Genomic DNA, 26,039 nt, shown 5'->3' with positions numbered 1-26,039 from the left:
TCCTCAGCGTGGGGTGGCCAGCTGGCGCCGCCACTGCAGGCCCAGGTCCAGCGCAAACAACCCAACACCCGCCCAGATCGCCACAAACGCGACCGCGTGGGCAGCGGTGAACACCTCACCAAACACGAACACCGCCAACAAGAAGTGCGAGGTTGGGGTGATGTACTGCATGAACCCCAACGCATACAGCGGCAGCCGCCGGGCGGCGTTGGTGAACAACAGCAGCGGCGCCGCCGTGATCGGGCCGGCCGCCAGCAGCAACAGCGTGGTGCCTGGTCCCGCGCCCGCAAACTGACCCGAGCCGGCAAACCCGAGCCACGCGATCGCTACCAAGCAGGGGATCGCCAACATCCCGGCCTCGATCGTCGAGCCGGGCAAGGGCTCGACCTCGATCGTCTTGCGCAGCAGCCCGTAGCAACCAAACGCGGCCGCGAGCACCAGGCCGATCCACGGGAACTCGCCGGCCTGCCACAGCAGCACGATCACCCCCACGGCGGCCGCGGCCACTGCCGCCCACTGCAACGGGCGCAGCCGCTCGCCAAGCACGACCATGCCCAACACCACGCTCACGATCGGGTTGAGGTAGTAGCCAAGGCTCGCGTGCAACACACGATCCGTCTCGACCGCGAGCAAGAAGGTGAACCAGTTGATCGCCAGCAACGTGGCCGACAGCGCCAGCCGCCGGCGCCTTCGCGGATCGGCGAGCACGGGCCGCAGCTCGCCAAGTCGGCCCCGGGAAAACAGCAGGGCCAGCATCACGACCACCGCCCAGACCACGCGATGAACCAGCTGCTCGCCCGCAGGCACGTGACGCAGCAGCCTCCAGAACAGCGGCAGCGCACCCCACAGCCCATAGGCTGCGAGCGCGAACGAGTACCCGGCGCGGGTGTGCGGCTCCGACACGGCGACGGACTGTCGCACGTCCGCGTTGATGTGTCCGCGACTCCGGGCTGGTACGCTCGCGCCCAGCATGGCGGGGTTCGTGAAACACACGGGAGCTTCGAGCTCCAGGACGAGTACGCGCTGTGGATCGCCGTGTTGTCCAGGTCCCTGACGGACTACCCGCGCCCCCGCCAGTGACCGGGCTCGCGGTGCTGGTGGGTGACAGTGGCGACCTGCACGACATCGGCTCGGACACGATAGATGACGGCGTAGGGGAACTTCCGCAGCAGCGCCCGGTGGATGCCGGGTTCGATCTCGGTCCAGGCGCGTGGGTTTTCGAGCACCTGGTCAAGCACGCGCTCGAGCTCGATGGCGAACCGAGCCGCGAGTTCGGGATCTTCCTCGAAGTATTAGAGCGTCGCGTCGTCGATGTCCGCTTCGGCCTCGGACGTGAACTCCAGCCGCATGCTCAACCCGCAGAGGCCCGTTGACGTGCACGCTCGATGGTGCCGTGTAGCTTCCGCTTGATCTCTTCGTAGGGAACCGACTGGGTACGACCGGCGTCGAGGTCATCGAGCCGCCGCTTGGCCTCCGCGAGGGTGGCGGCGTCGATCTCCTCCTGTGGCGAACCATCGCCGATGCTGTCAGCGAGGATGGTTGCGAGGCGAGCACGCTCGACCTCGGGCAGCGTCATCGCGGCGTCCAGGACGCGGCTGGCTTCGTCAGTCACGGCCACCAGTGTAGCTCGGACGAGCGGTATCCCCCACCCCGGTCCTCGAGTGTCATCTCGCCAGAGTCAGATCATCCGTACGAGTCGCACAGACGACCTTCCAGATGGAGGCCAGATACCTGATTCGCCACAGACCGGACTCCATCTGGACTCCAGGAATGTGGGTCTCGCTCGTGGATTCGGCGTCGCCGATCTCGCCGCTGTCGGTGAGCCTTCCGCCACAACCCAGCAATGAGCGAGGTGTACTCTGGGCTGGTACGCTCGCGCCCAGCATGGCGGGGTTCGTGGAGGTCGACGGGAGGCGCTTCGAGTTTGGCCAGGCGGCGCTCGAGCTGTACCACTGCGAGTCGGGCGAGCCCGACTGGAACCTCGAGCTGGTCCGCGCCGCTGCCGTCGCGGGTCAGCAGATCTGGCTGGCCAGCACGGTGATCGCAAACCGCAGTCGCCTGCAGGAGGCTGCGGGCTCTGGGCGGGCAGGCAACGCAAAGCCAACCCGCGCGAGCGATCTGTACGGCATGGAATTTCGGATCGAGGGCCGGGACCTCGACGGGATGTTCGAGCAACTACTTGGCGTGGCGATCACGACCTACCCCAACGGTCAAGATGTCTGTAGCGCCAGCTTCGTGGCGTCGCCCGGCAGCACCGACGACGCGCTCGAGCTGGTCGCGGCGTTCGAGTTTGATTGGGATCGCTACCTGGATCCGCCCGGCGCCAGCTACCCAGAGCCCCGCGCGGCCCGGCTCGAATTTGTCGCGACGCTCGTGGGTCTGCACGCCAACGATCTGCCGGGGTGACCGCGGCGCTCTTGCTACCCACCACCGTTCGCCCACGTGTCCGAGGATCTCGACTTTCGCCTGCGCCTCGCCGAGCTCGAGCGCGCCTTCTTGCGACCTGCGCGAGGTGACCTCGGCGAGCTCGCAAAGGCGATCGACTACCGGGGCGCCGACCCAGGCGCGGCCGTGTGGGCCCGCGCGATCCAAGCGGGAAAGATCCCCACAAGCTGGGCCAACGATCCAACCCGCCGGTTTCGGGCCGCGCGTGGGCAGCCTCCCCAACCGGCACCCCGCACCGCCCAGGCCGCGCTGTTGTTCGCCAGTGATCCCAGCGGCCTGCTCGCCGCCGAGGCCCACGCCAAGCAGCTGGTCGCGCGCTTCGAGGCGTGGGGCTGCCCGCCCGCGACCAAGGTGGTCTGGCGGCTCGCGGGCAACCCCGTCGGCCCCACTGGGGCGAGGCCGCGTTCGTTCGGCGCGCTGGCGCCCGCGCTCGCCCGCCTGCGCGTCTTGCTGGGCGGTGCGCAACGCATCTACGAGCCACCCCATCCGTACCGACGCTTTCAGGTGGTGGTCGACGCGCTGCATGGATCGCGGCGCTGGCAGCTGATCGCAAACTCCGAGATCCGCTCGCACGAACAGAGCCTGCTCGGGGGGCCGCTGCCGCCCGCGTTGCAAGGTCGCGCGTTCGGTGAGCTACCCAATCCGCTCGAGCCGTGGTTGGCGCTCGCGTTGACCGGCTACGCCCTGTGGGGGATCCGGGTTCAGGGCCAACCCGAGCCAACGATCGAGCTCGCGGCGCCGTTTCTCCCGCCGCGTGGCGCACCGTCGGCGAACACGAAGATCCCTGGGCGCGTGGTCTGGTCGCGGGATCTCACTGCGCTGCGCCTGGCCTGTGCGCGTGGTGACCTCGCAACGCTGCGCCGACGGCTGCCGCTGCTGCCCGGCGACGACGAGCCCGAGCAGCCGCGATTGATCCACTTTGCCAGCTACGGCGGGCCCGAAGCGCTGGAGCTGCTGGCCGAGCACGCTGACGGGCGCCCCGATCTCGAGGCCCGTGACCGGCTCGATCGCACGGCCTTGATGCTCGCGGCCGGGCTCCCAACCCAGGGCCCTGCAGGCGCCGAGGCGGCCGAGATCAGTGTGCCGATCAGCGAGCTCGTCGGCGCCCAAGCATGTGCATGGCTGCTCGGCGCCGGGGCCAAGCGCGAGTCGACGGATCGCCAAGGTTGGACGGCGCTGCACTGGGCAGCCCACGCGGGTCGCCTGCGCTGCGCCGCGACGCTGCTGCAAGCTGGCGCCAACCCAAACGCCCAAGATCATCGCGGGCGCACGCCCTTGATGCTCGCGCTCAGCCAACGCCCGGTCGCCCAGCTGATCGACCTGCTGTTGTCGGCGGGCGCCGACCCAGACGCGCGCGACCACCATGGCTGGAGCGCCCTGCACTACTTGGCCGCCAGCACGGCCGGCAACAGGCAACAGGCGCTCGCGCGGCGCCTGGTCGAAGCGGGGGCGCGTCCCAGCAAAGACCGGGCCGGACGCTCGCCCGCGCAGCTGTGCCGTTCACTAGGCGTCCAACACATGGACAACGGCCCCTTCGACCCTCGCGCCGCCGTCGCTGCTGGGCCGGGCGCGCCAGCGCTGGCGAGCGAAGCCACGCTGGTCGAACGCTTGCTCGACCAGCTCGTCCCCGATCCGCCCGATCCCACCCAGGCCACCCGCCGCGCGCAAGGCCGCACGGACGACTGGATGGTGTGGGCGGACTGGCTGCAGAGCCGCGGGGATCCGCGCGGCCAACTGGTCGCAACGTCGCTGGCGCGCGCACGCCTGGGCCAGCGCAAGCAACAACGCATGGCCCACGAGTTCGCCCAGCTCGAACAAGCCGCGGCGTCGATCACTCGCGCCGGGATCGAATGTGCCGACCCGCTCGCCCCGCTGCGGACCAGCCCGATCGGCCTGACCTGGACCCACGGCTTCGTGACCGCGGCGCGGCTGACCAGCGCCGGCTGGGAAGTCCGCGAGCGCAGCCACCTCGAGCAAACGGTGACCGAGGCCGCGCGCATGCTGCTGCGTCACGAACCACTCCTGGCCGAGCTTCGCCTGCACCTCGACGGGCTCGGCACCCAGCCGGTGGCTGGGCTGGAAGCGCTCGACCCCCCATCACCGCTACGCCGGCTCGTGCTCGAGGGCCTGCCACCCGACCTCCCAAAGATCGATTACCTGCGCCGGAGCTTCCCCGCGTTGCGCTCGCTGTGGTTGGTGGGGCTGGACAAGATCCGATCGGGCACGCTGCGCTGGCCTGGGCTCAGGCACCTGCGTCTGCGCCACGGGAGCACCTCGGAGTGGGCGCAGGGCTGCGTGGATCTGGAGCTCTGGCTACCGGATCTGACCCACCTCGACTTCGCCCTTCCAGCCGGCAGCCGCACGAGCGCGGCCGAGATCGAAGGAGCCACGCGCACCCTGTCCGCGATCCGACACGTGTCACATCTGCGTATCGGCCCGGTGACGGCAGACTTCGCCGCGGCGATCCTCGTGTGTGCTGTAATACCGCGACTACGCACGCTCGAGCTCGCTGGCGTACGCGGATCGGCGCTCGAGGTATTGATGCGTCACACCGAGCAGGTTGGGCATCTTCAGCGCATACGCGTTGCCGTCACGCCCACGGTCGCGCAGCAGCGCGCCCAGCTGATCGCTCGGCTGCGCCAGGCCCTGCCCAAGCTCGAGCTCGACGCGACCCCTGGCACCCGCGAGCCGTTCACCCCCTGGTGAGCGCCACACCAATTGACACGCTCGCCAAGTTCGCGCCTCATTGCATCACATGCGAGCTCTACCCGTCGCAATCGTCTTGCTTGGTACATGCCTACTCGCCCCCGCGCGCGCCCAAGCGGCCGGCGTCTGCGACTGTGATCACATCATTGACGTCGCCACGCCCTCGGCCAACGGCGTCGAGCTTGGCATCGCGCCCGGCGACAGCGTGTGTGTGCGCGGTGGCGCCCGCGAATTCCTGCGTCTGTACGAGCTCAACGGCACCCCAGACCAGTGGATCACCGTCCGCAATTGCGAGGGCGTGGTCGAGATCGACAACGAAGATCGCGGCTACGGCCTGACCATGGACGGCTCGCGCTACGTCCACATCACCGGCACCGGCGACACCGACTACACCTACGGCTTTCGGGTCCGCGCGGCCAAGGACGGGCCCGACTACTCGGCCAGCGGCGTGGCCGTGGGCGGGCTCAGCAGCGACTACGAGATCGATCACTTCGAGGTCTACGAGACCGGCTTTGCCGGCTTCAGCCTCAAGACCGAGTCAACCTGCGACGGCTCGGCCAACCTCGGCAACTTCATCCAATACGACACCCGCCTCCACCACAACTGGATCCACGACACCCGGGGTGAGGGTATCTACTTTGGCAGCACCGGCTACGGCGGGCGCGAGTTCCAGTGTGATGGCCAGACGGTCGTGCTCCATCCCCACGAGCACCACGGCGTGCAGATCCACCACAACCTGATCGAGAACACCGGCTGGGACGGCATGCAGGTCGGGGTCTCGCCGGTCGACTGCCGGGTGTGGGCCAACTACATTCGCGACGTTGGGCTCGAGGGCGTGCAGTATCAACAACAGGGCATGCAGATCGGCGGCGGCTCGCAGTGTGAGATCTGGGGCAACCGACTCGAGCGCGGCCCGACCAACGGGATCTTCATCCAGCAGGCCGCCAGCACGTACGTGCACGACAACCTCGTCGTCGACTTTGGCGAGAGCGGGATCTACTCGAATTCGAACGACGACTTCGACGGCTCGAGCTACGTGTTCGTGCACAACACCGTGTTGCGCTCGGCCGGCTGGGGTATTGCGATCTTCGGCGGCAACCTGGCCGGCAACCTGGCGTGGAACAACCTCGTGCTCGAGTCGGGCAACGGCAACATCGCGCCCGGCGGCGACGTCGACTGGGACGATCAGAACAACATCGTGGACATCAGCGTGGCCGAGGCCGGGTTCGTCGACCCGGCGGCTGGCGACTTTCACCTGCTAGAGGACTCGGTGGCCGTCGGCGCGGGCCGGGCTGCGGGCGAGTGGAGCACCCAAGACATCGACAACGTCCCGCGTGATCCCGCCGCCCCCGACGTCGGCGCCTACGAATACACGGACGAACCGCCCCCGGGTGACGGCGACGGCGACGGCGACGGCGACGGTGACGGCGACGGCGATGACGCAGGCTGGACCGCTGGCGACGAGTCCGGCGACGGCGGCAGCGCCGAGAGCGGTGGCGACGACAGCACGGGGGAGACCGGCGGAGAAGCGGGCGCTGACGCAGGCAGCACCGACAGCGGCTGCAGCTGCTCGAGCAAGGGGGACCCGGTCGGCGGCGCCGCGCTCACGCTCGGCCTGTTGGCGCTGCTGGGCGCCGCTCGCCGCCGCGAGGACTGACGCCCGCTGTGTCTGCGGCTCAGTCGCGCCCGTGGGTGTTCTGATAGTCCGACAACACATCCGCGCTACGAACCAAGCGCTCGAGCATGGGGTCACGGCTCTCTCCCGCGCGAGGCGGCTGACCGCCCTTGGGCGGCACGAACTCGAGCGGGTAGTTGATCACATAGACCTGCGTGTCCAAGTTGCCGGCCGGTACGTCCATGGCCCAGGCCGCGCCCTCGAGGCACGCGAGCAATTTGTCGTCGGCGTGGCTGAGCGCCGACTTGGTCAGCCCCGCCATCATGACCTCGCCCTTGCCAACCTCCATGCGCAGCTCCACGCGACCATCCAGGATCTGGTTGCGGGTCAGCGCTTGGTTGTAGCAGGCGCGCGCACGCGGCAGCACGCGGGTCCGCAGCTGTCGCTCGATGATCGCCGAGTCGAGCTGCCCGGTTGCGACCCAGCCAACCCGGCCCGCCTGCGTGACGTTCATGGTCGTGGTCCGGCGCATGCTGGGCGTGTACCAGTCTGGCAGCACCAGGCCCTCTTGCACGGCGCGGGGCCGATCACCCTCACGCAGCGCCGTCGCGATCGCCTCGGGCCGGGGCGCACGCTTGGCGAGCTTGAAGCTGGTCGACACCTTGGCCGCACCAAAGCGCCCGCGCACGGTGATCTTGGACGGCGCGCGCCCGCCGTAGCTGCCCTCGAGCACCACGAAGTCACCCGCGACGAGGCCGCTGGGCAGCGGCTCGTCGAGCACAACGGTATCGGGCAGCGACAACGACAAATTGCCGAGCACCTTGGGCGCCGCCAACAGCTCGTTGACCTGCGCAGGCCCAAGGTTGGCCAGGGTCTCGAGCGAGATCCTGGCGCCGAGCCCCGCGGCCAGGTTTGCGATCGCGTGGTCGGCCGGGAGCCCGCGCATGTTGAGCAGCGGATCATCGACGACAAACAGGATCTCCGGGCGCTTGGCCTTGCCCAGCGAGCCGTCGAGCGCGTGGGTGATCTGATCGGCGCTGACGCTTGGCGGCAGCATGCCGTCGGTCACCACCAAGATCAGCGGACGCTTGGCCCCCCGCGCCGCGAGCTGCTCACCCGCGAGCTGCATGGCCGCGCGCAGATCCGTGCCCTGGCCCGCGACCGTGACCCCCAACGCGCGCGAGAGCTCTGCCCGCGCCTGCTCGTTGTCGGCCCGCGGGGCCTTGCCGTCGACGAAGAACTTGGGATCGATCAAGCGCTCCGCCTCGCGGGCAAACGTGACCGCGTCAAAGGTTGTCGACGCAGGCAGGGTCTCGAGCAGCTGCGAGAACACCCGGCTGCTGTCGCGCGGAAGCGTGGTCGAGCTCGACTGCGAGCGATCGACCACCAGCACCACGTGATCCGGCGCGATCGCCTTGCTCGGACCCAGGCGCAGGGCCACGCGCAGCCGCCCACCTTGGCCGTCGGCGTCGCGCGAGACCTCGTAGCTGCCGTCGAGCTGCGCCGTGTTGTTGCGGATCTGCGCGGGCCACTCGACCACGATCGCGTCCTCCGAGCGCGTGACCATGTAGGGCGTGCCCGCGCTGGAGCTGCCGTCGACATAAAAGTTCTCGTCCTTGCCCAGGTTCTGCACGATCACGCGACGCTGATCGCTGAGGTTGGGCAGCTCGAGGTTGCGGCGCGGCAGCTCGAGCTGCCACCGATCCCCGCGCAGCAACGGGAGCACGCGCAGGCGCAGCTCGATCTGGGTGGTCGCCTTCGGGTCCAGACCAAACGCCACGATCTCGACGCCGGGGAGCTCGCCTGGACCCGCCGACTCGAGCTCGTGGGCAAACACCGACCCGGGATCCCGGCGACCAACGCCTGGCCCGTTGGCCGCCTTGGCGACCTTGCTGACCTCACCCTCGATCCAGTCGCCGCCCGCGGAGATCGAGATCCCCGTCAGCTCGCTGCCGCGCGGCACGCCCAGCGCGAGGACCATGTCTTGGACGTTGACGCTGGTGTTGTTGAGGGCGATGCGGATCGCGAGCTCGGCCTCGTAGCCGGAGCCTGGGCGAATGATCGTCTCGTACGAGAGCTCGTCGATCGGGACGTAGCCCGCGTCTGGATCTGCCTCGAGGGTGTCGGACTGCGCGGGCGCGCCGACCAGCGCAACCCCGCACACCAGCGCAAACCCGCACAGCTTGGTTAGACGTGGCCGGCCGGCCCAGCCGCGTCGCGGGCTCACCATCTCTGCTCGGGTGCTCGTGCGGGGCAGGCTATCTGGCACCGGGCCAGGCTAGCGCAGGATCGTCGCGCGCGCCGGTTGGGATCGATCTCGCCCGCATCCGGGTCGCTCGCGTGCTGTTTCGCATCGCCGCGCCCCCGCGACGGTCACGGCTTCGTGGGCTTGGTACACACGAACACCTGAACCTCGACGTCGCTCGACAGCGAGAGATCCAAGAAGTCCCCGGTGTGGCTCTCGATCTCGAACCCGGCCACCCCAAGCAGCGCGCGCGCCTCCTCCGGGAAGATCTGCCGATGGGCGAGGTGCACGATCGACACCGGCTTCACGCCGGGCCGCAGGCCGTCCCACTCCAAGTCGTAGTCGTCGTAGTAGATCCGCACATCGCAGATCTGGGTGTCGGGATCGTACTCGTGGTTGGTCGAGTAGATCATCTGCGCGCCGGTCCGGGGGTGCTCGAAGCGGGTGACCGCGTGGCGCTCGTGGGGGTCCCAGCGCAGCCAGTCCAGATCCGGCAGCAGCACGTCAAAGCCAAACGACCCGCCGGGCTCGAGCACGCGGTAGACCTCACGGAAGCACGCGAGCAGCTCCCGCCACGTGTACAGATGCATCAAGCAGTTGAACGGCGCGATCACCAAGCCCACGCTGTGGTCCGCGAGCGGAATCTGGGTCATATCGGCCAGCAGCGGCTCGATCGTGCCCGACACCGGCTCGCCCACCTTCGCTAGCCGGTCGAGCTTGGTGAACAAGTGATCGAGCATGGGCTGCATGCGATCGAGCGCGAGCAGGTGATGGCCGGCGTCCGCGAGCGGGATCGAGATCCGCCCGCTGCCAGCCCCGAGCTCGAGGATCGTCTTGCCAACGCCGCGCTCATCGGCCAGCGCCCCGTACCAATCGACGTCGTCGTGCTGATCCGCGTACTCGAGATCGTAGAGCAGCGGATCGACGTAGTGCTCCGTCGTTCCGCGCGCGAGCTCCTGTGCGAGCTGCTCGGCCCGTGCTTGTTTGCCCTTGGCTCGCTGCTCGTCGCGCCGGCCCACGCTCAGCTCTCGCTCGCCGAGCGCGACGCGCCGGTCCGGCCACCACCCGATCGCGGACCGGACTTGGACTTGCCTCGCCGACGGCTGCGCTTGCGCTTGCGCTGCCCGCCAGACCCGCCGCGATCGCCACCGCCGCCGTCATCGTCGGGCCCGTCGGCCTTGCTGTTGTGCACGACCGCGAGCGCGCGCCACTGATCCAAGGCGCTGCCGTCGAGGTCCCGCGCTTCAACCGAGAAGCCCAAGAACAACAAGGCGTCGTGAAAATACTGGCGCTGGACCAGCGACGCCTTGCGCCCGCGCTTGCGGCTGGGCTGGATCATCCGGCGGTGGGCCATGAAGATCTGCCGCGCGAGCTCGCGATCGCGGCGGGCCACACCCAGCGCGCCGCAGGGCGGGGTCATCAGGTCGTCAACGCGGACGTCGAGCTCGGCCCGGTTGGCCTCGAGCAGCAGCTGATCGAGCAGGGGCGCGAACAAGATCGCTTGGATCACCCCGTTGCTGGGCACGTGGCCGGTCTCGATCACGTAGTCATCGAGCGCGCCGAGGTAGCGCCAAAACAACGAGCCCGGCTGATCCGAGGGCTGCGCGCGGCTGGGACGACGAAGCCCGCCGACGTCGTCATAGAGCTCCATGTAGGCCGGCCAGATGTGTTGAAACAGGTTGGCCTCGAGCATCAGCTCGAACGCGCGCTTGGCCGCGCCGCCGCGGAGCAGCTTGTAGAGCTCCTCGACCAGGCGGGCCCGCGAGCAGCGGGCGATGTCGGGGGCGCAGGCGAGCAGGGCCGCCCACGAGTCCGACTCGATCGTGAAGTCCAGACGCGCGGCGAACTTGATCGCCCGGATCATCCGCACGGGATCCTCACGAAAACGGACCTCGGGGTCGCCGATCGTGCGGACCACACCGCGATCGAGATCGGCCACGCCATCGACGAAGTCGACGATCTCCTCGTGCTCGATGTCGTAGAACAGCCCGTTGATCGTGAAGTCGCGCCGCCGAGCGTCCTGCTCGATGTTGCCCCACTCGTTGTCGTGGGTGATCAGCAGGTCGTCGTCATCGGACTCGCCCTCGTTGGGCGCGTCTTCGTTCGGGACCGAGCGAAACGTCGCGGTCTCGATGATCTTCGATCCAAAGAACACATGCGCGAGCTTGAACCGCCGACCGATGATCCGACTGTTGCGAAACACGCGGCGGATCTGCTCCGGCCGGGCGCTCGTCGCGACGTCGAAGTCCTTGGGTTTGCGGTTGAGGTAGAGATCCCGAACACACCCCCCGACCAGATAGGCCTCATGGTTGGCCGCGAGCAGCTTGCGGACGACCTTGAGGGCTTCGGTGTCGATGTCTGCCAGCGGCAGCGGGTGGTTCTTGCCGGCGGTGTGCTCGCCCGGTGTGTCGTCGGGCTCTGAGCTTAAATTGTCGCTAGTCACGGCTTGGCCGTCGTCTAGCACAGGCGGGACCAGACTTTTAGAGGCACGGGCCAGCGCGATGCGCGGGGCTTTGAGAGTGGGCAGCAGGTGGGGCCAGAGCATGCGCCATCCGCGGTGGCTGTCCTTTCGACCGTATTTGGCCCAGGGAAGCTGGTAGCGCGTTGTCTGAGACAGATCAGGTGATCCAAGAGGCCTGGCGCGGACCCCAGCATCACACTATACAACTTATCAGGACTGGTCATGAGTTCCCCACGCCACGCAAAAACCGTCGAACGAGCCTGCGATGGTGAGCATTTGGCCATTTGGGGCCTCGCGGACCACTTCGAGCGGGGTCAGCTCGAGCCCATGCTGTCCGAGTTGCTCGCTGAGCGTGAGTCGCGCGGCTCGAGGGTCCCCGTTGTCAGTTTGTTGATGCGGTCCCGCGAAGATGCCAGCTGGATCGCCCATGCAATCGGGTGGCTGGCCGTGCGCGGCCGCCGGGTCGTCGTCCGAACCCGGGTCGTCATGCCCAAGCGGGTCGTCGCAGCCCTGACAGAGGCCCAAGATCTCGGCGCTGGCGTCGTGGTCGAGCTCGAGGTCGCCCACCACAAGCCAGAGGTGCAGCGCGCCCTGCTTGGTGAGCAAGCCGATCCGGCGGTGGCCCTGCTGCTTCAGGCCCAGCACATCGAGACCCTCGAGCTCCCGATCGTCGCGCGGATCGGCCCGGTGATGCCGGGCATCCACGACCAACCCAACGGCTTCATGCCGCTGGTCCGCAACGTGGAAGCCGCGGACGTGCGCAACGTGGTGGTGGTCGTGGGTCAGCTTCACACCCAGCAGCTGCGCAACCTCGTGTCGTGCCAGCGCGAGCTCACCATCGCGGGCTTGCTCGAGCTCGGCCGGGCTTACGCCGTTGACGCGATGATCCTGCTGGGCAGCGTGCCCGTCCCGGCTGAAGCCTCCGTGTACAAGCTCCGCTCTCGCCGGGCGCAGGTGTTCGCGCACGCGCTCGAGCGCATCGTCGCGGAGTTGGGCCTCGAGCTCCCCAGCTGTGGGTGCCGCTCGCACTGTGAGCTGGTGGTGTCACGGCCCACGGCCAACGGCTACGCGGCTGGCTACGAGTCGGTCATGGGCCGGGATCTGTTCGCCGGCATCGAGCTGCGCTGAAGGCGGGTACGAAGAGAGTCGGCGCGGTGGGGTGACGGCCGGCCGTTAACGACTACACTCGCCCCGCGATGGCCTTTGAAGTTGGCTCTGACATCGAAGCGATGTGCAATCCGTGCGGCGACGTGTGGCACGTCGTCGTCGCGAAGATCGGCGACAAGATCACCAAGGTGCAGTGCAAGCAGTGCAACAAGCAGCACCGCTTCAAGCCAACCGGTGACGCTCCCGACGCCAACCTCAACCCCACGCGACGCAAGGTCGAGAGCGCGGGTCCCAAGGCTACGCGCGCCCGTGCCAAGCCAACCGCGAGCGCGGGCATCGTGCTCGATCCCAACAAGCCCACGCGCGACTATGGGATCAGCGAGCGCTTCAGCCTTGGCGATCAAATCCAGCACAAGAAGTTTGGACCCGGCGTCGTGTGTGGCGTCGAGGACAGCAAGATCCGCGTCAACTTCTCGGAGGGCCTGAAGGTGCTGCTCCACGCGAAGCGCCTGTAGGCGCGGACGCCAGCTGCGTTCAGCTCGGGCGAAGACTTCTCGCCCGCTTGCGGACACCTGCGTGCAACGGTTCACCGAGCAGCGAACGGCCATCAGCTCGGGCGGGGACGACTCGCCCACCTGCGGGCACCAGGCGGCGAGCTATTTTACGGTAAATGACCCGTACAATGTCATCGTTGACGACCTGGACCAGTTCGGTCAGAGTCTGGCAGGCACCTGGCATGCTCTAATCAGCAAAATCGTCGGGTCAAACAACCCCACGAAGAACAGGTAAATCAATGGCGACGTTCAACGAAGTCCTGTCCCAGGTCAAACAAGGTATCCACGAAGTCTCGGCCGAGGACACCAAAGCCCGCGTACTCGATGATCCCAAGGGGAGCAGCGCGCCCCCGGTGCTGGTCGACGTGCGCGAGCGCGACGAGTACGAGCAAGGCTTCATCCCAACGGCGGAGTGGATCCCCCGCGGGTTCTTGGAGCTCAAGATCGAAGATCTGGTCGCCGATCGCGACCGCGAGGTGATCGTCTACTGCGCAGGTGGTGTCCGCTCGGCGCTGGGCGCTCGCTCACTCAGCGAACTTGGCTACACCAAGGTCTCGTCGATGGTCGGCGGGTTTCGGGCCTGGAAGAACGCTGGGTTCCCGTTCGAGCGACCGCGGGTGCTGAGCGCCGAGCAGCTCAAGCGCTACAGCAGGCACATCATGCTGCCCGAGGTCGGCGAGGCCGGCCAGGGCAAGCTGCTCGACGCCAAGGTGCTGTTCTTGGGCGCGGGCGGGCTGGGCTCGCCGAGCGCGCTGTACTTGGCGGCCGCGGGCGTCGGCACGATCGGCATCGTCGACGATGACGTGGTCGACGAGTCCAACCTGCAGCGCCAGGTCCTGCACAACATCGAGCGGCTGGGCATGACCAAGGTCGAGAGCGCGCGCAAGACCCTGCAAGCGCTCAACCCCGACGTGAAGGTGATCCCGATCGAGGATCGGCTCGACAGCTCGAACGTGCTCGACATCATCTCGCAGTACGATCTGATCGTCGACGGCGCGGACAACTTCCCAACCCGCTACCTGCTCAACGACGCCAGCCTCAAGCTGGGCAAGCCGGTCGTGCACGCGTCGATCTTCCGGTTCGAGGGCCAGATCACCACCTTCATGGCGAACCCCGAAGACGGCGGGCCCTGCTACCGCTGCCTGTACCCGGATCCGCCCCCGCCCGGGATGGCGCCCTCGTGCCAAGAGGCCGGCGTGCTCGGGGTGTTGCCCGGCATGATCGGCATGCTGCAGGCCAACGAGGCGCTCAAGATCATCTTGGGGGTCGGCGAGTCCTTGTCGGGTCGGCTGATGGTGTTTGACGCCCTCGCGACCACGTGGCGGACCATGAAGCTGCGCAAGGATCCCCACTGCCGCGTGTGCTCGAAGCCGCCTGAAGAGATTCAGCTGATCGACTACGAGCAATTTTGTAATGTCCAGTGAGCTTGGACGGCTCTGATCAACCATGGCGCCGCGTCGCGGACCAACGCGCGCTCGCGGTGTTGTTGGTCCGTCACGGCCGGACCTCGTTCAACGCCGAGCATCGGTTTTGCGGCGGGCGCTCGGATCCTCCCTTGGACGAGCGCGGTCGTGAGCAGGCGGCCGCGCTCGGGCAACGATTCGCAGGTGAGGTCGATAAAGTCTGGTGCTCGCCGCAGCAGCGGGCCCAGCAGACCGCGGCAGGGTTGGCGGCGGCAGGGTTGGCCGGGGCGGCGGGCGCCCCGGTCGTCATCGAAGGCCTGCGCGAGCTGGATCAGGGCGCGTTCGAAGGCCTCGACTTCCAACCGATCTTGACCGAGCACGCCGCGTTCTTCCGGGCCTGGAAGCGGGATCCCACCCACGTGCAGATCCCCGGCGGCGGCGAGAGCATGGGCGAGCTGGCACAGCGCGTCGACGGCGGGGTCCAGCAGATCCTGGCGCAGCTTGGCGGCAGCTGGCGCGGCCGCGTGATCGCGGTTGTCTGCCACCAGATGGCCCAGGCTGCGTTCGTCTGTCACGCGCTCAACCAGCCGCTGCGCGACTGGCCGCAGTTCCAGCTGCGCAACGCCACGGCGAACTTGCTCAGCTGGGACCGCAAGCGCTGGTCGCTGGTCGCTCGCAACCTGTGAGCGCCGCTCGCCCACGCGGAAGCCAGCGGTGTTGTGCCCCCACAAAACCGTGGTACGACGCCGACGATGCAGGACGTCCAGGGCCTCTTCGATGATCGAGAGATCGCCCTCGACCGCGTGGGCGTAGCCGGTCTCAGCCACCCGATCGTCGTGCTCGACCGCGCGACCGAGAAGCAGCGGACGATCGGCACATTCACGATGTCGGTGTCGCTGCCGCGCGAGCAAAAGGGCACACACATGAGCCGGTTCGTGGAGGTGCTCAACGAGCACCACGGCGAGGTCACGATGCGCACCGTGCCGGCGATCCTCCGTGATCTTCGTGACCGGCTCGACGCCGCCAGCGCCCGCATCGAGGTCGAGTTCCCCTACTTCTTGGAGCGCGCCGCCCCGGTCAGCGGCGCCAAGGCGCTGATGGACTACGCCTGCGCGTTCATTGGCGAGGTCAGCGACGCGCCGACGCCCAACGACTTCGTGCTGCGAGTGCGGGTGCCCGTGACCAGCCTGTGCCCGTGCAGCAAGGCCATCTCCGAGCGTGGCGCCCACAACCAGCGCGGCTACATCACGATCAGCGTGCGAACGGATCACGATGATGACGGCGCGCCGCAGCTCGTGTGGATCGAAGAGTTGATCGACGTCGCCGAGCGATCGGCCTCGGCGCCGGTGTACCCGCTGCTCAAGCGGCCCGACGAGGCCTACGTGACGGTTCAGGCTTACGACAACCCCGTGTTCGTCGAGGACATGGTCCGCAACGTCGCGCGGGTGCTGCAAGATGATCGCCGCATACGCTGGTTCCGCGTGCACGCCGAGAACCACGAGAGCATCCACAATCACGCTGCGTTCGCGCAGGTGACCTGGTCTCGGCCGGCCTGAGCCGTCAGATGGTCGCGCTGTGAAGCGCGGTGTTCAGATAGTCGAGGCCGCTGTCGCTCGCGAGACAAGCGACCACCGCCCCAGGCCCAAGCTGCTCGAGCAGCAACATCGCACCAGCGAGGTTGGCCCCGGTCGCGTACCCAGCAAAGATCCCCTCGGCCCGGGCGAGCAGACGGGCATGGGCGATCGCGTCTTCGTTGGAGACGGTCAGCAACCCGTCACAGTCCGAGCGATCGAGTTGCGGACGATCCCGAACGCGGTCCCCGTCACCCGCGCCGTCACGAAGGTCCGTGATGTGCGAACCCGCGAGGCCGGGCGCGGGCGCGGACTCGATCGCCATGCACACGGTGCTTGGCTGCGCAGCCTTGAGCCCGCGCGCGACTCCGCTGAAGGTCCCCCCCGGGCCCACGAGGTCGACGAACCCATCAATTGGGGTGTTGCTCTGACGAAGCAACTCTTGGGCGGTGCCGTACTCGTGCGCGCGCACGCTGGCGCGAAGCTCGAATTGGTCAACCCGAAAGTAGCCGTGCTCGCGGACCAGCTGGTGGGCGCGCGCCTCTGCGAGCGCACGATCACGGCTCGAAAGCTGCCCGGGGGTCGAGTCGACGTCTTGATCCACGAGCACGACCTGGGCCCCAAAGCTGCGCATCATTTGGGCCCGCTCCATCGAGCCGCCGCGGCTCATCACCGCGACGAACGGATGCCCGAGCACACAGCAGCCAAGCGCCAAACCGGCGCCGGTGGCTCCGTGCACGACCTCTACGACCACTTGCCCAGGTTGCAAGGCCGCGCTGCGCCTGGCTGCGCGGAGCATCTCTATGGCGACCCGGTCTGTGGTGCTGTTGCCGGGGTTGAACGCCTCGAGCTTCATCACCACGAGGCCGTTCAAGTCGCGACACACGCGGCGCAGCGCCACCAGCGGCGTGTTGCCGATGGTCTCGAGCACAGAGTCGAACTGAGGCGGCGCGAGCTCCGGTCGAAAGGCATGGGTGCCCCGACGAGCCCGGGCGCGGGCGATGAAGATCGCCGTGTCGAGCCCGCGCCACGCGCACGCGGGCTCCATGTTGGCCTGGCGAAGCCATGCGAGATGCTCGTTGAGCGTTGCGCGGCGATCGATTGTTGCGTTGATTGTTGGTGCACGCGCGAGCGGGCCGTCAGAGATCGCGGCCACGCGGCTTCGCGCGCGCGCTTGTATATCGCGCTCTGCTACTTCCGCGAGTTCACACTCGAAGCTCGAGAGCCGCAGAATATCGATCATGATGAATTTGCCTCCGAGTGCCAAGAGCCGAGACACCGCAGAAAACAACGCGCGCTTGTTGGCGTGCGACAAGTGGTGAACCGCGTGCGCCGAGATGACCACATCAAAGCTACCTTCCGCGAGGCGCCCGGCTTGCAATGCGTCTTGCAGGGTGTCGAGCTCGGCGTGGTGAACCTGGGGCTCGTGCGCCGCGAGCCGTTGCTTGGCCCGCTCGAGCGCGACCTCGCTGCCATCGACCAAGGTCAGCGACTGCACGCGGTTCGCCAGAATGTTGCAGAGGATCGCGCTGCTGCGCCCCGTTCCGCAGCCAAGATCCAGAACGCGAAGCCGGGGGGTTGGCTGTGGCTGCGGCTTGGGCCCCAACTGCGAACGAATTAACTGGTCGAGCGCGGCGTCGACCTCTTGCCATTGTAGAACCATCGCCGTGGATGGCTGATCGATGATCTGCTCGGTGACCGGCGCCAGCGACTCGCAATGATCGAAGGACAAATCGTTCATTGTATCTCGTTCCCCACCAACCCGCGGAGCATAACAAAGGCGACCACGAGGGCAAATGCGAATATGGCGAATACATATGACTCGAACGCCTAACACCCGGAAAATTCTGCACTTGGCCGAATGTACGCAAACTATGAGTTCACATGATCCGAGGGCCGTGGTCCGAAGGCCCATTGCTGACCCATGGACAATACGACTTCGAGCTCGCACCCACTCTGGCCTGGCCTGGCCTGGATGCCCAGTCCAGCTGCGATGGAAGCTGGGCTCGCCTCTCTAGGAGCCCGTGGTGCAATGCATCGCGTCGCCTCGCGCAGGAATTTTCGTCGAGGGCGAGGCGCTGAAACGCAGCTGTACAGCCGCGGCTGCTGCGGTCGCTCGAGTCCCGGCGGGTCCGGCCCGTTGGCGGCGACGATGAGGTCGAGGTCGACGTGCGGGTGATCGCGGCTTGCCAGCGAGATTCGTGGCCCGGCAACGTCCGCGAGCTTCGCAACGTGCTCGACCGGGCGCTGGCGCTCTCGCCCGAAGCTCACAGCTTCGATCAGCTGCGCATCAGCTTGCCCGGCGAAGCTTCCCGCGAGGACGACGAGCTCCTCGTGCGTACGCTGCTGCCCTACGCCGAGGCCAAGCAATTGCTGCTCGACGGGTTCGAGCGCCGGTACCTCCGTGATCTGCTGGTGCGCAACGACGGCAACATCTCTGCTGCGGGCCGCGAGGCCCAGCTGGATCGCAAGCACTTGCGCTCACTGCTGCGCAAGCATGGCCTGATCTGAGCGCTGGTAACACGCACGCCTTGGCGAGCGCGGCCAGCTCAGCTTGCTCGCACTTCGTGCCGGCGCGGCCGTCGCCCGCCGCGCATGCAGGGGCCCGGCGGCGCAGAGCCCCCTTGTAGGCCTTGTAGGCCTTGTAGGGGACCACACATGCGGATGCGAACAAACGGCCCCGAGGAGCGAAGCGACCACACGCGCCAGCGGCTGCAGTCCAAGGTCTAGGTGGGGGGTCTACCCCGCCATCCGTGGTCGTGGTCGTGGCCGCTCGACGGGGCGGCCCAAGATCTGACACAGGGCGCCCATTTCCGACACCGAGCGCAACCTCGCAGACACCGAGAGCGCGTCCATGGCGACCAGGGGCCGATGTTGGAGCGCGGGAGTGGTTGGCTTGCACGCTAGCCGAAGCCGTGTCGAGACGGCCTGAGCGCTCATGTCCACTGCGTCAATCGTCATCGTTGCCATGGTCGTCACCTTCATTCCTAATCGAGCATCTCTAGCAGCTGAATGTCCACGAGGTCCTGCGGGCGGCCGGCCCTACGCTTGAGTGTGATCAAACCCTGCTTGGAGACCACGCAAATGCTGCCGCCCTCGAACTCCACTTGCGTTCTCGAGCCCCACACCAGATCGAGCTCGCCCTCGAACAGCAGGACATCGAGGGTCAGCGGATCGGGGTCGTCTGTTCCGGGGACCCGAAACCGTTGGGCCGAAAGGCCACTGCGAAAAGGCATCAACAACAGCTCGTCCGTGAAGCCGCGGGCATGGGCGACCAACCGAAATTCTTCGAGGTCGCCGCGGCGAACGAGCAGGTCGATGTCACGCGTGGCCCGAGGGACACCGTAGACCGCCATCGCCAGCCCACCGCACAGGGCGTACTCCACTCCGGCGTCGTCGAGCCCTCGCACGAAGGCACAAAGCTCCGCATAGAGATCCACGGCGCAAGGGTACCACTAAATTCGTGTGACGATCTCAACCCTCGGTGACACAAACTTCGGTGACACAGGCGCGCACGTACACGGGCACGTCAAAGAACCGGGCGCCCGCTCCCATGTCGGTTTCATCAGGGGGGCTCAGCCAATTGATGTTGCGACCTTCAGGGCTGAGCTTGGCCCACCAGATGCCCGGCGCGACCACGGTGCCGCGCACCACCTCTTCCGTCACCCGTGCAGACAGACGCACGCTGCCTCGCTGGTTTTCCACGCTGACCTGCGTGCCATCAGCAATACCACGTTCGCTGGCGTCATCGGGGTGCAGCAGCAAGAACGGCTGCTTCTCCCGGCGGGCAAACTTGTGCACGTTCACGAAGGTGCTGTTCAAGAACGAGTGGGCGGGGGGCGAGATGCAGTGCAGAATTTCGCCGTTCTGGGCCTGTTCGGCGCTGACCGCCGGTGCCAAATAGGTGGGCAGCGGATCGTATCCTGCATCGCCCATGGACTGGCTGTAGAGCTCGCAGCGGCCGCTGGGCGTGGGGAATTCGCCGTCTGCGAAGGGTAGGTAGGGATCGGGCACGTCGAGGCGGCAGTACCCTTGCTCGAGGAGTCGCGCCCAGCTGATCGTGGCCATGGTCGGATCGCGCTGCGCGTCGACGAAGGCCGCGAGGATCGCCTCGTCGGGCTCGTGAAAGCACGGTTCGTCAAAGCCACACGCCTGCGCGATGCGTCGGAAGATCTCGGAATTGGGCAAACTCTGGCCGACGGGATCGATCGCCGGGCGGTTGAGTCCTAAATACAGGTGCCCATAAGGCCTGACGATGTCCCAATGTTCGATCTGCGTGGTAGCGGGCAATACAATGTCGGCCCAATCGACGGTGTCGGTCGCAAAGTGCTCGAGCACGACGGTGAAGAGATCATCACGGGCAAGTCCACGCAGCACCGCGCCCTGATCCGGCGCCACCGCGGCAGGATTGCAGTTATAGACGAACAGCGCGTGCACAGGCTCTCCGGCGTCGATCGGCGCTTGGTCGTTTGGACACTCGCGCAGGTGAGCACGGCGCCGCTGCTCGGGGTCGAGGCTCAAGGCCTCGCCGAGCCGATTCATATTGAAGGTACGTGGCTTTCGATCACCGAGCAGATCCGGCCGCTCGATTCCGCTCAGATCGAGCCTGAAGCTCCCCGAGCTGCTCAGCTGCACGCCGCCGCCTCGCTCGCGCCACGCCCCGACGAGCGCGGGCAGACACGCGATATTGCGGACGGCCATCCCGCCGCCGCGATGCCGCTGAAGCCCATAGTTGATACGGATCGCGGCCGGCTTGATCCGGCCGTAATCGCGCGCGAGGGCCTCGACGCGTGCGGCTGGAATTCCTGTAATCGCCTCGACTCGATCCAACGACCACTCATGCGCGCGCTCGCACAATTGCTCGAATCCGATGGCGCCGCGGGCGACGTAGTCGTGGTCGACCAGGTCATCGCGGATCAACACATGCATCAGGCCCAGCGCCAGGGCGCCATCGGTACCTGGCCGAATGGGCACCCACTCGTCGGCGGCGCGAGCGGTGCGGGTCCGAACTGGATCAATGACCACGACCTTGGCCCCCGCTTTACTGGCGCGCTGGATAATTGGCCAAAGGTGCATGTTGCTGGTGAGCGTGTTGGTGCCCCACAGCCAGATCAGGCGGGCGTGCTCGAAGTCGAGTGGGTCGGGGGCGACGCTGCGACCAAGCGTGTAGCGCATGCCCTGGGTCCCGGCGCTCGCACAGATCGTTCGACCCAAGCGCGTGGCGCCGAGCTTGTTGAAGAAGCGCTGGGCCATGCCCTCGCCCTGCAGCAGCCCCATGGTGCCCGCGTAGGAGTACTGCAGGATCGACTCGGCGCCCTCGCGCTCGACCAGCTCGTTGGTGCGCGTTGCGATCTCGCTGATCGCCTCTGCCCAGCTGATTGGCTGGAAGCGACCCTGGCCTTTGGGCCCGATCCGTCGCAGCGGCGTGGTCAGCCGATCCGCGTGGTAGCTGCGCTCGAGGTAGTTGTCGACCTTGCCGCACAGCTTGCCCGCTGTGAACGGGTGCTCGGCGTGTCCCCAGATGTCGACCGCGCGGCCTGTCTGCGGATCCACTGCGACCTGCCACGCGCAGGTGTCGGGGCAGTCATGCGGGCACGCACCGGTGACGACGCGCATGCGAGGGTCGTGGCGAGGACGAAGGGCCATGCACAGATGCTACTCGGGGGCGGAGCCGCTCACCATTGGACCCAGCTGGTACCATCTCGAGCAGTTAGCAGCAGCCATGGCCAAGCAAAAGATTGTCGTTCTTGGGGGAGCACTGAGCGGACCGACGGCGGCAGCGCGCGCGCGAGAGACCAACGCAGACGCCAGCATCATCCTGCTCGAGCGGGCCGAAGCGATCAGCTATGCGGTTGGCGGGCTCCCCTATTATCTGTCCGGCGAAGTCGACGCTCGCGCTGACCTCGCCCCGTACCGGGCGGCGTTCTTCAGCCGCTACTATGAGGTAGACGTCCGCACCAAGGTCAGCGTCGAGCGCTTCGACGCCGCCAAGCGCAAGGTCTACACCAGCGCCGGGGTCGTGCCCTACGACACGCTGATCTACGCGCTCGGGGCCGGCTCAATCGTCCCGCCCGTGTTTGGCGACGGCGATGCGATCGCTTCAAACGTGTCGCTGCTGCGCAACCCGGCCCACCTGCAGCGAATCGACGCGCTGCTGCGCAAAGGGGCGCAGCGGGTGGTGGTGGTGGGCGGCGGCTACTACGGCGTCGAGGCTGCGGACTGCCTGGCCCGCCGGGGCTGCGCGGTGACCTTGGTCGAGCGAGGTCCGCAGCTGCTGCCAGAGTTCTCTGCCGCCGCGGCCGGCCAAGCTGCGCGGGCGCTCGCGGCCGCGGGGGTCGAGCTTCGGCTGGGGGTCGGGGTCGAAGAGGTCTCCCGCAAGGGCAAGAAGATCGTCGCCGTGCGCGTCGGCGACGAGCGCATCGACACGGACTTGATCCTGATCACCGCCGGGGTCCGGCCACGTACACAGATCTTCGCGGCCGCTGGCGGCGAGCTGATGCGCGATGGATCGATCCACGTGGATGATCGCTGCGCAACCAACTTGGACGGCGTCTACGCGACGAGCATCTGCGTGAGCCATACCCACGCCGTCACCCGCAAGCCGGTCTGGACCGCGCAGGCTTCCGACGCGGACAAGACCGCCCAAGTCGCGGGCGAGAACGCTGCCGGTGGGAACGCGACGCTGCTGCCAACGCTCGGCACCGCGATCGTCCGCGCTGGGGCCCTGCAAGTGGCGCGGACCGGGTCCACGGAGCTCGGTGGGCGACACGAGGCCGCCAAGATCCAGCTGGCGGGACACTCCTGCGATCCCTTCTTTCGGGGCAGCGAGCCGCTCGAGCTCACGCTCTACTACTCCGGCAAGTCGGGCAAGTCGGGCAAGTCGGGATCCGAGCGGATCCTTGGCGCCGAGGTGGTCGGTCGTGGCGGCGTCGACAAGCGGATCGACGTGCTCGCGACCGCGATCCTGGCCAAGCTCACCCTCGCCCAGCTCGCCCAGCTCGACCTCGCCTACTCGCCGCCCTACTCGATGACGCGCGACATCGTCAACGCTGCCGGCGTCGTCGCGACCCAGGCCAAGCACGCGCGGCCGTGGACGCTCGAGGCCTTCAGCCAGCGCGGCGACGATGTGCTTGTCTACGACGTGCGGACCGCGTCGCAGCGCAAGGCCCACGGCTTCGCGGCCACGGTCATGGACTTGGCCAAGCTCCGCGAGCATCGCCGCGCGCTGCGGGCCGCGAAGCAGGTCGTGTTCGTGTGCGAGACCGGGCGCGAGTCCTACCTCGCGGCGCGGGCGGCCTCGCACATGGGCTGCGCCGAGGCTGGCTACCTCTCGGGTGGGCTGAACGCGCTGCGCGAAGTTGACAGCTTGCACACTTAGTGTTGTTCGGACACTATACCAACGCCAATGAACTGGAACCCAAGCCCAACGATGTGGCGCGCACCCGCGCCGGCCGACACCGTGAGCTACCCGCCCGCGGAGGTGTTCGCGGCCGGGCTGCGCAACCATCACATCGCCAACACCGCCTATCCGATCGCGCACCAGCAGACCTTCAAGCCCTACCGGGTCCCGCGGCGTGAGCACCTCGCGGTCACGCAGGCGGGCCTGTCGGGCTTTGAAGACATGTGCCTCTACGTGCACGTGCCGTTCTGCGAGACCCGCTGCTCGTTTTGTGAATACACGGTCGTTGGCAAGGACGAGCGCTCGGACACCAAGGTCTACGTTGACGCGCTGCTGCAAGAGATCGAGCGCTACGACGAGCTCGTGGAGCTAGGTGGCCGCCGCATGCACGGCATGGACATCGGCGGGGGCACGCCGGCGTATCTCTCGGTCGCCGAGATCGCGCGGATCATGGCGTCGATCCACGCACGCTGCAGCTTCGTCGCAGACGCGGACATCAGCATCGAGACCACACCCAAGATCGCGGCCGCGGATCCGGCCAAGCTCGCGGGCTATCGGGCGCTGGGGATCCAGCGGATCAGCATGGGCATTCAGGTGATCCAGCCGGATCTGCTCAAAGTGCTCAATCGGGCCGAGAACGGGATCGAGCACCACTTTCGCGCCGTTGAGGCGATTCGTGCGGGGGGCTTCTCGCGGCTCAACCTGGATCTCATGTACGGCTTTGCCAATCAAAGCCTGGATAGCTGGCGGGCCACGCTCGAGCACGCGATCGCGCTGGACCCGGAGTACATCACCCTGTACCGCATGCGCTACAAGCTCACGCGGATCTCCCACCAGGCCGACGCGGTCACCCTGGAGGAAGTTCGGCCCATGACGGCGCTCGCCAAGCAGGTGCTCGCGGCGGCCGGCTATCACGCAAACCCTGGCAAGACCACCTACTCGCGGATCCCCGGCGACGTCGGAACCAGCAGCTACCTGGCCCGGCGGGTCCAGACCGGGATCCCCTACATCGGGTTTGGGCTGGGCTCGCAGACCTTCACGCACACGACGATCGCCTACAACGACGGGGCCGCGGGCAAGACGCTGCGGCCCTACTTGGAGAGCGTGAGCGCCGGGCGCCTGCCGATCCAGGATCTCTACGAGCTGCCGGTCCGCCAGATGATGGGAAAAATGTGCGCGGTCAGCTTCTACTTTGGCGAGATCCAGCGCGCGCCGTTCTTGGCCAAATTTGGGGTCCCGCTCGAGCAGGTGTTCGCCGACGAGATCGAGTTCTTGGTCGGCCGCGGGCTGATGGAGCTCAACGAAGACGCGCTGAGCTTGACGCCCGAGGGCGTGCACGACAAAAATGGGATCATCCCGCTGTTCGCCGCACCCTCGATCCAGGGCTACCTCATTGGGCGCGATCCCACGGCAGCCGACGACCTGGTCCGCAACCGCAAGATCGCCCTGCGCGTGGCCGGCTGAGCTCGTCTCACATGCCCGTCATCGTTGTCGATCCCGAGCGGCCTGACCCCAGCGTGATCCGGGCCGCCGCCGCGCGGATCGTGGGGGGTGAGCTGGTCGCGTTTCCAACCGAGACGGTCTACGGGTTGGGCGCGGCGGCGCTGAATCCTGGGGCGGTAGCGAAGATCTACGCGGCCAAGGGGCGGCCCAGCTACAACCCCTTGATCGTCCACGTGCTCAGCCCTGAAGCTGCGCAGGCGTTGGTAACGGAGTGGCCACCGCTCGCGGCCGAGCTCACGGATCAGTTCTGGCCAGGGCCGCTGACGATCGTGCTGGGCAAGCGTCCGCTGGTGCCGGATCTGGTCACCGCGGGGCTGCCGAGCGTCGCCGTGCGAGCCCCGGCGCACCCGGTCGCGCGGGCGCTGCTCGAGGCTGCGGGCGTGCCGATCGCAGCGCCGAGCGCCAACCGGTTTCAGGCGATCTCGCCAACGAGCGCGGCTCATGTCGCGCGCTCGCTTGGGCCTGACGCGGCGCTGATCCTCGACGCCGGGCCGACGCGCGTGGGGATTGAGTCGACGGTCGTGGATCTGTCGGGCGCGCAGCCAGCGTTGCTGCGACTTGGCGGGCTGGCGCTGGCCGAGCTCGAAGCCGTGACGGGTCCGCTGGCCCGGCCTGCTGCGCCGGACAAGGCGGCGCCGCGGTCGTCACCGGGTCTGGTTGGACGGCACTACGCGCCAAGCGGGGAGCTGCGGGTGGTCGAGGCCGGCCAGATCGAAGCGGCGGTTGTCGGCGCGGGGCCGGTGGGGCTGATCAGCTTCGCCGAGCAGGCGCCAGCCGGCGTCGACCACCACCTGAGCATGCCGGCGGACCCGCGCGAGTATGGGCGCTTGCTCTACGCGGCGCTGCACACCCTCGATGAACTTGGCTGCGCGCGGATCCTCGTCGAGGCCGTGCCCAACGAGGGCGCGTGGGCGGCGATCCGCGATCGCCTGGCTCGCTCCGCCGTGCGGGCCTAGGAGCCCGTGGTGCAACGCCTCACGCCGCCTCGCTTGGTCTTTCCGCCGAGCTCTTCGTCGCCGAAACTTCCAGT

The 26,039-nt window shown here is 67.5% G+C and carries 20 protein-coding genes and 1 pseudogene; 12 read left to right on the top strand and 9 right to left on the bottom strand.

Translation table 11 applies throughout. The features are described 5' to 3' along the window. Positions 1-3: 3 nt before the first annotated feature. The 3 genes from rarD to DB30_RS23010 all read right to left on the bottom strand — a co-directional run bounded on the left by rarD (position 4) and on the right by DB30_RS23010 (position 1,612). Entirely contained in the window at positions 4-921 is a 918-nt protein-coding gene (rarD, locus tag DB30_RS23020; protein ID WP_165703908.1) for an EamA family transporter RarD, read from the bottom strand. A 137-nt stretch (positions 922-1,058) separates the two neighbouring features. Beyond that, positions 1,059-1,226, bottom strand: a complete 168-nt coding sequence (locus tag DB30_RS43160) for a hypothetical protein (protein ID WP_420870678.1) — start codon at positions 1,224-1,226, stop codon at positions 1,059-1,061. 125 nt (positions 1,227-1,351) lie between these two features. Then, complete coding sequence (locus tag DB30_RS23010; RefSeq protein ID WP_146660202.1) at positions 1,352-1,612, bottom strand: addiction module protein; 261 nt, start codon at positions 1,610-1,612, stop codon at positions 1,352-1,354. A 272-nt stretch (positions 1,613-1,884) separates the two neighbouring features. Between DB30_RS23010 and DB30_RS23005 the strand changes: the two genes are divergently transcribed. From DB30_RS23005 to DB30_RS41605, 3 genes are read left to right on the top strand one after another with little or no spacing between them, the layout of a single operon-like run. After that, positions 1,885-2,406, top strand: a complete 522-nt coding sequence (locus tag DB30_RS23005) for a hypothetical protein (protein ID WP_052552579.1) — start codon at positions 1,885-1,887, stop codon at positions 2,404-2,406. Between the two features lie 36 nt (positions 2,407-2,442). Continuing rightward, entirely contained in the window at positions 2,443-5,151 is a 2,709-nt protein-coding gene (locus DB30_RS23000) for an ankyrin repeat domain-containing protein (RefSeq protein ID WP_052552577.1), read from the top strand. Between the two features lie 49 nt (positions 5,152-5,200). Further along, complete coding sequence (locus DB30_RS41605; protein WP_052552575.1) at positions 5,201-6,808, top strand: right-handed parallel beta-helix repeat-containing protein; 1,608 nt, start codon at positions 5,201-5,203, stop codon at positions 6,806-6,808. 19 nt (positions 6,809-6,827) lie between these two features. Here DB30_RS41605 and DB30_RS22990 read toward each other — a convergent pair whose 3' ends face one another. The 3 genes from DB30_RS22990 to pcnB form a co-directional block, all read right to left on the bottom strand. Then, positions 6,828-9,035, bottom strand: a complete 2,208-nt coding sequence (locus DB30_RS22990; RefSeq protein ID WP_146660200.1) for a VWA domain-containing protein — start codon at positions 9,033-9,035, stop codon at positions 6,828-6,830. A 104-nt stretch (positions 9,036-9,139) separates the two neighbouring features. Then, positions 9,140-10,030, bottom strand: a complete 891-nt coding sequence (locus DB30_RS22985) for a class I SAM-dependent methyltransferase (protein ID WP_052552571.1) — start codon at positions 10,028-10,030, stop codon at positions 9,140-9,142. 2 nt (positions 10,031-10,032) lie between these two features. Next, positions 10,033-11,454 carry a polynucleotide adenylyltransferase PcnB gene (pcnB, locus tag DB30_RS22980; RefSeq protein ID WP_165703906.1) on the bottom strand — a complete coding sequence of 474 codons (1,422 nt, stop codon included), beginning with the start codon at positions 11,452-11,454 and terminating at the stop codon, positions 10,033-10,035. A 240-nt stretch (positions 11,455-11,694) separates the two neighbouring features. On the opposite strand from pcnB, the gene DB30_RS22975 reads away from it, so the two are divergent. The 5 genes from DB30_RS22975 to folE2 all read left to right on the top strand — a co-directional run bounded on the left by DB30_RS22975 (position 11,695) and on the right by folE2 (position 16,092). Then, positions 11,695-12,600: a hypothetical protein gene (locus tag DB30_RS22975; RefSeq protein ID WP_146660194.1), complete on the top strand. Its 906-nt coding sequence runs from the start codon at positions 11,695-11,697 to the stop codon at positions 12,598-12,600. 68 nt (positions 12,601-12,668) lie between these two features. Next, complete coding sequence (locus tag DB30_RS22970; protein WP_052552566.1) at positions 12,669-13,094, top strand: hypothetical protein; 426 nt, start codon at positions 12,669-12,671, stop codon at positions 13,092-13,094. Between the two features lie 278 nt (positions 13,095-13,372). Then, positions 13,373-14,557: a molybdopterin-synthase adenylyltransferase MoeB gene (gene moeB, locus DB30_RS22965; protein ID WP_052552561.1), complete on the top strand. Its 1,185-nt coding sequence runs from the start codon at positions 13,373-13,375 to the stop codon at positions 14,555-14,557. Positions 14,558-14,559: 2 nt separating this feature from the next. After that, entirely contained in the window at positions 14,560-15,222 is a 663-nt protein-coding gene (locus DB30_RS22960; RefSeq protein WP_052552560.1) for a histidine phosphatase family protein, read from the top strand. A gap of 66 nt (positions 15,223-15,288) precedes the next feature. Further along, positions 15,289-16,092, top strand: a complete 804-nt coding sequence (gene folE2, locus DB30_RS22955; protein WP_052552557.1) for a GTP cyclohydrolase FolE2 — start codon at positions 15,289-15,291, stop codon at positions 16,090-16,092. Between the two features lie 4 nt (positions 16,093-16,096). On the opposite strand, the gene DB30_RS22950 is transcribed toward folE2, so the two are convergent. Beyond that, positions 16,097-17,848 (bottom strand): pyridoxal-phosphate dependent enzyme, encoded by a 1,752-nt coding sequence (locus tag DB30_RS22950; protein WP_052552554.1) that lies wholly within the window; start codon positions 17,846-17,848, stop codon positions 16,097-16,099. Positions 17,849-18,207: 359 nt separating this feature from the next. On the opposite strand from DB30_RS22950, the pseudogene DB30_RS22945 reads away from it, so the two are divergent. Beyond that, positions 18,208-18,618 (top strand): annotated as a pseudogene (locus tag DB30_RS22945) (AAA-type ATPase lid domain-containing protein); the annotation flags it as partial. A gap of 476 nt (positions 18,619-19,094) precedes the next feature. On the opposite strand, the gene DB30_RS22940 reads toward DB30_RS22945, so the two are convergent. Together DB30_RS22940 and DB30_RS22935 are read right to left on the bottom strand one after the other, a co-directional pair. Continuing rightward, entirely contained in the window at positions 19,095-19,547 is a 453-nt protein-coding gene (locus DB30_RS22940; protein ID WP_052552548.1) for a nucleotidyltransferase domain-containing protein, read from the bottom strand. A 34-nt stretch (positions 19,548-19,581) separates the two neighbouring features. Continuing rightward, a complete protein-coding gene (locus DB30_RS22935; protein WP_052552547.1) occupies positions 19,582-21,753 on the bottom strand; it encodes a molybdopterin-containing oxidoreductase family protein in 2,172 nt (723 codons plus the stop codon). Between the two features lie 76 nt (positions 21,754-21,829). On the opposite strand from DB30_RS22935, the gene DB30_RS22930 reads away from it, so the two are divergent. The 3 genes from DB30_RS22930 to DB30_RS22920 are packed head-to-tail and all read left to right on the top strand — an operon-like array spanning position 21,830 to position 25,965. Next, entirely contained in the window at positions 21,830-23,485 is a 1,656-nt protein-coding gene (locus tag DB30_RS22930; protein WP_052552545.1) for an FAD-dependent oxidoreductase, read from the top strand. A gap of 27 nt (positions 23,486-23,512) precedes the next feature. After that, positions 23,513-24,970 carry a coproporphyrinogen-III oxidase family protein gene (locus DB30_RS22925; protein ID WP_052552543.1) on the top strand — a complete coding sequence of 486 codons (1,458 nt, stop codon included), beginning with the start codon at positions 23,513-23,515 and terminating at the stop codon, positions 24,968-24,970. 11 nt (positions 24,971-24,981) lie between these two features. Further along, positions 24,982-25,965, top strand: a complete 984-nt coding sequence (locus tag DB30_RS22920) for an L-threonylcarbamoyladenylate synthase (protein WP_052552541.1) — start codon at positions 24,982-24,984, stop codon at positions 25,963-25,965. Positions 25,966-26,039 lie beyond the last annotated feature (74 nt).

The organism is Enhygromyxa salina (genome assembly GCF_000737335.2).
GTDB lineage: Bacteria > Myxococcota_A > Polyangia > Nannocystales > Nannocystaceae > Plesiocystis > Plesiocystis salina_C.
This window is presented reverse-complemented; position numbering and strand designations above follow the sequence as displayed.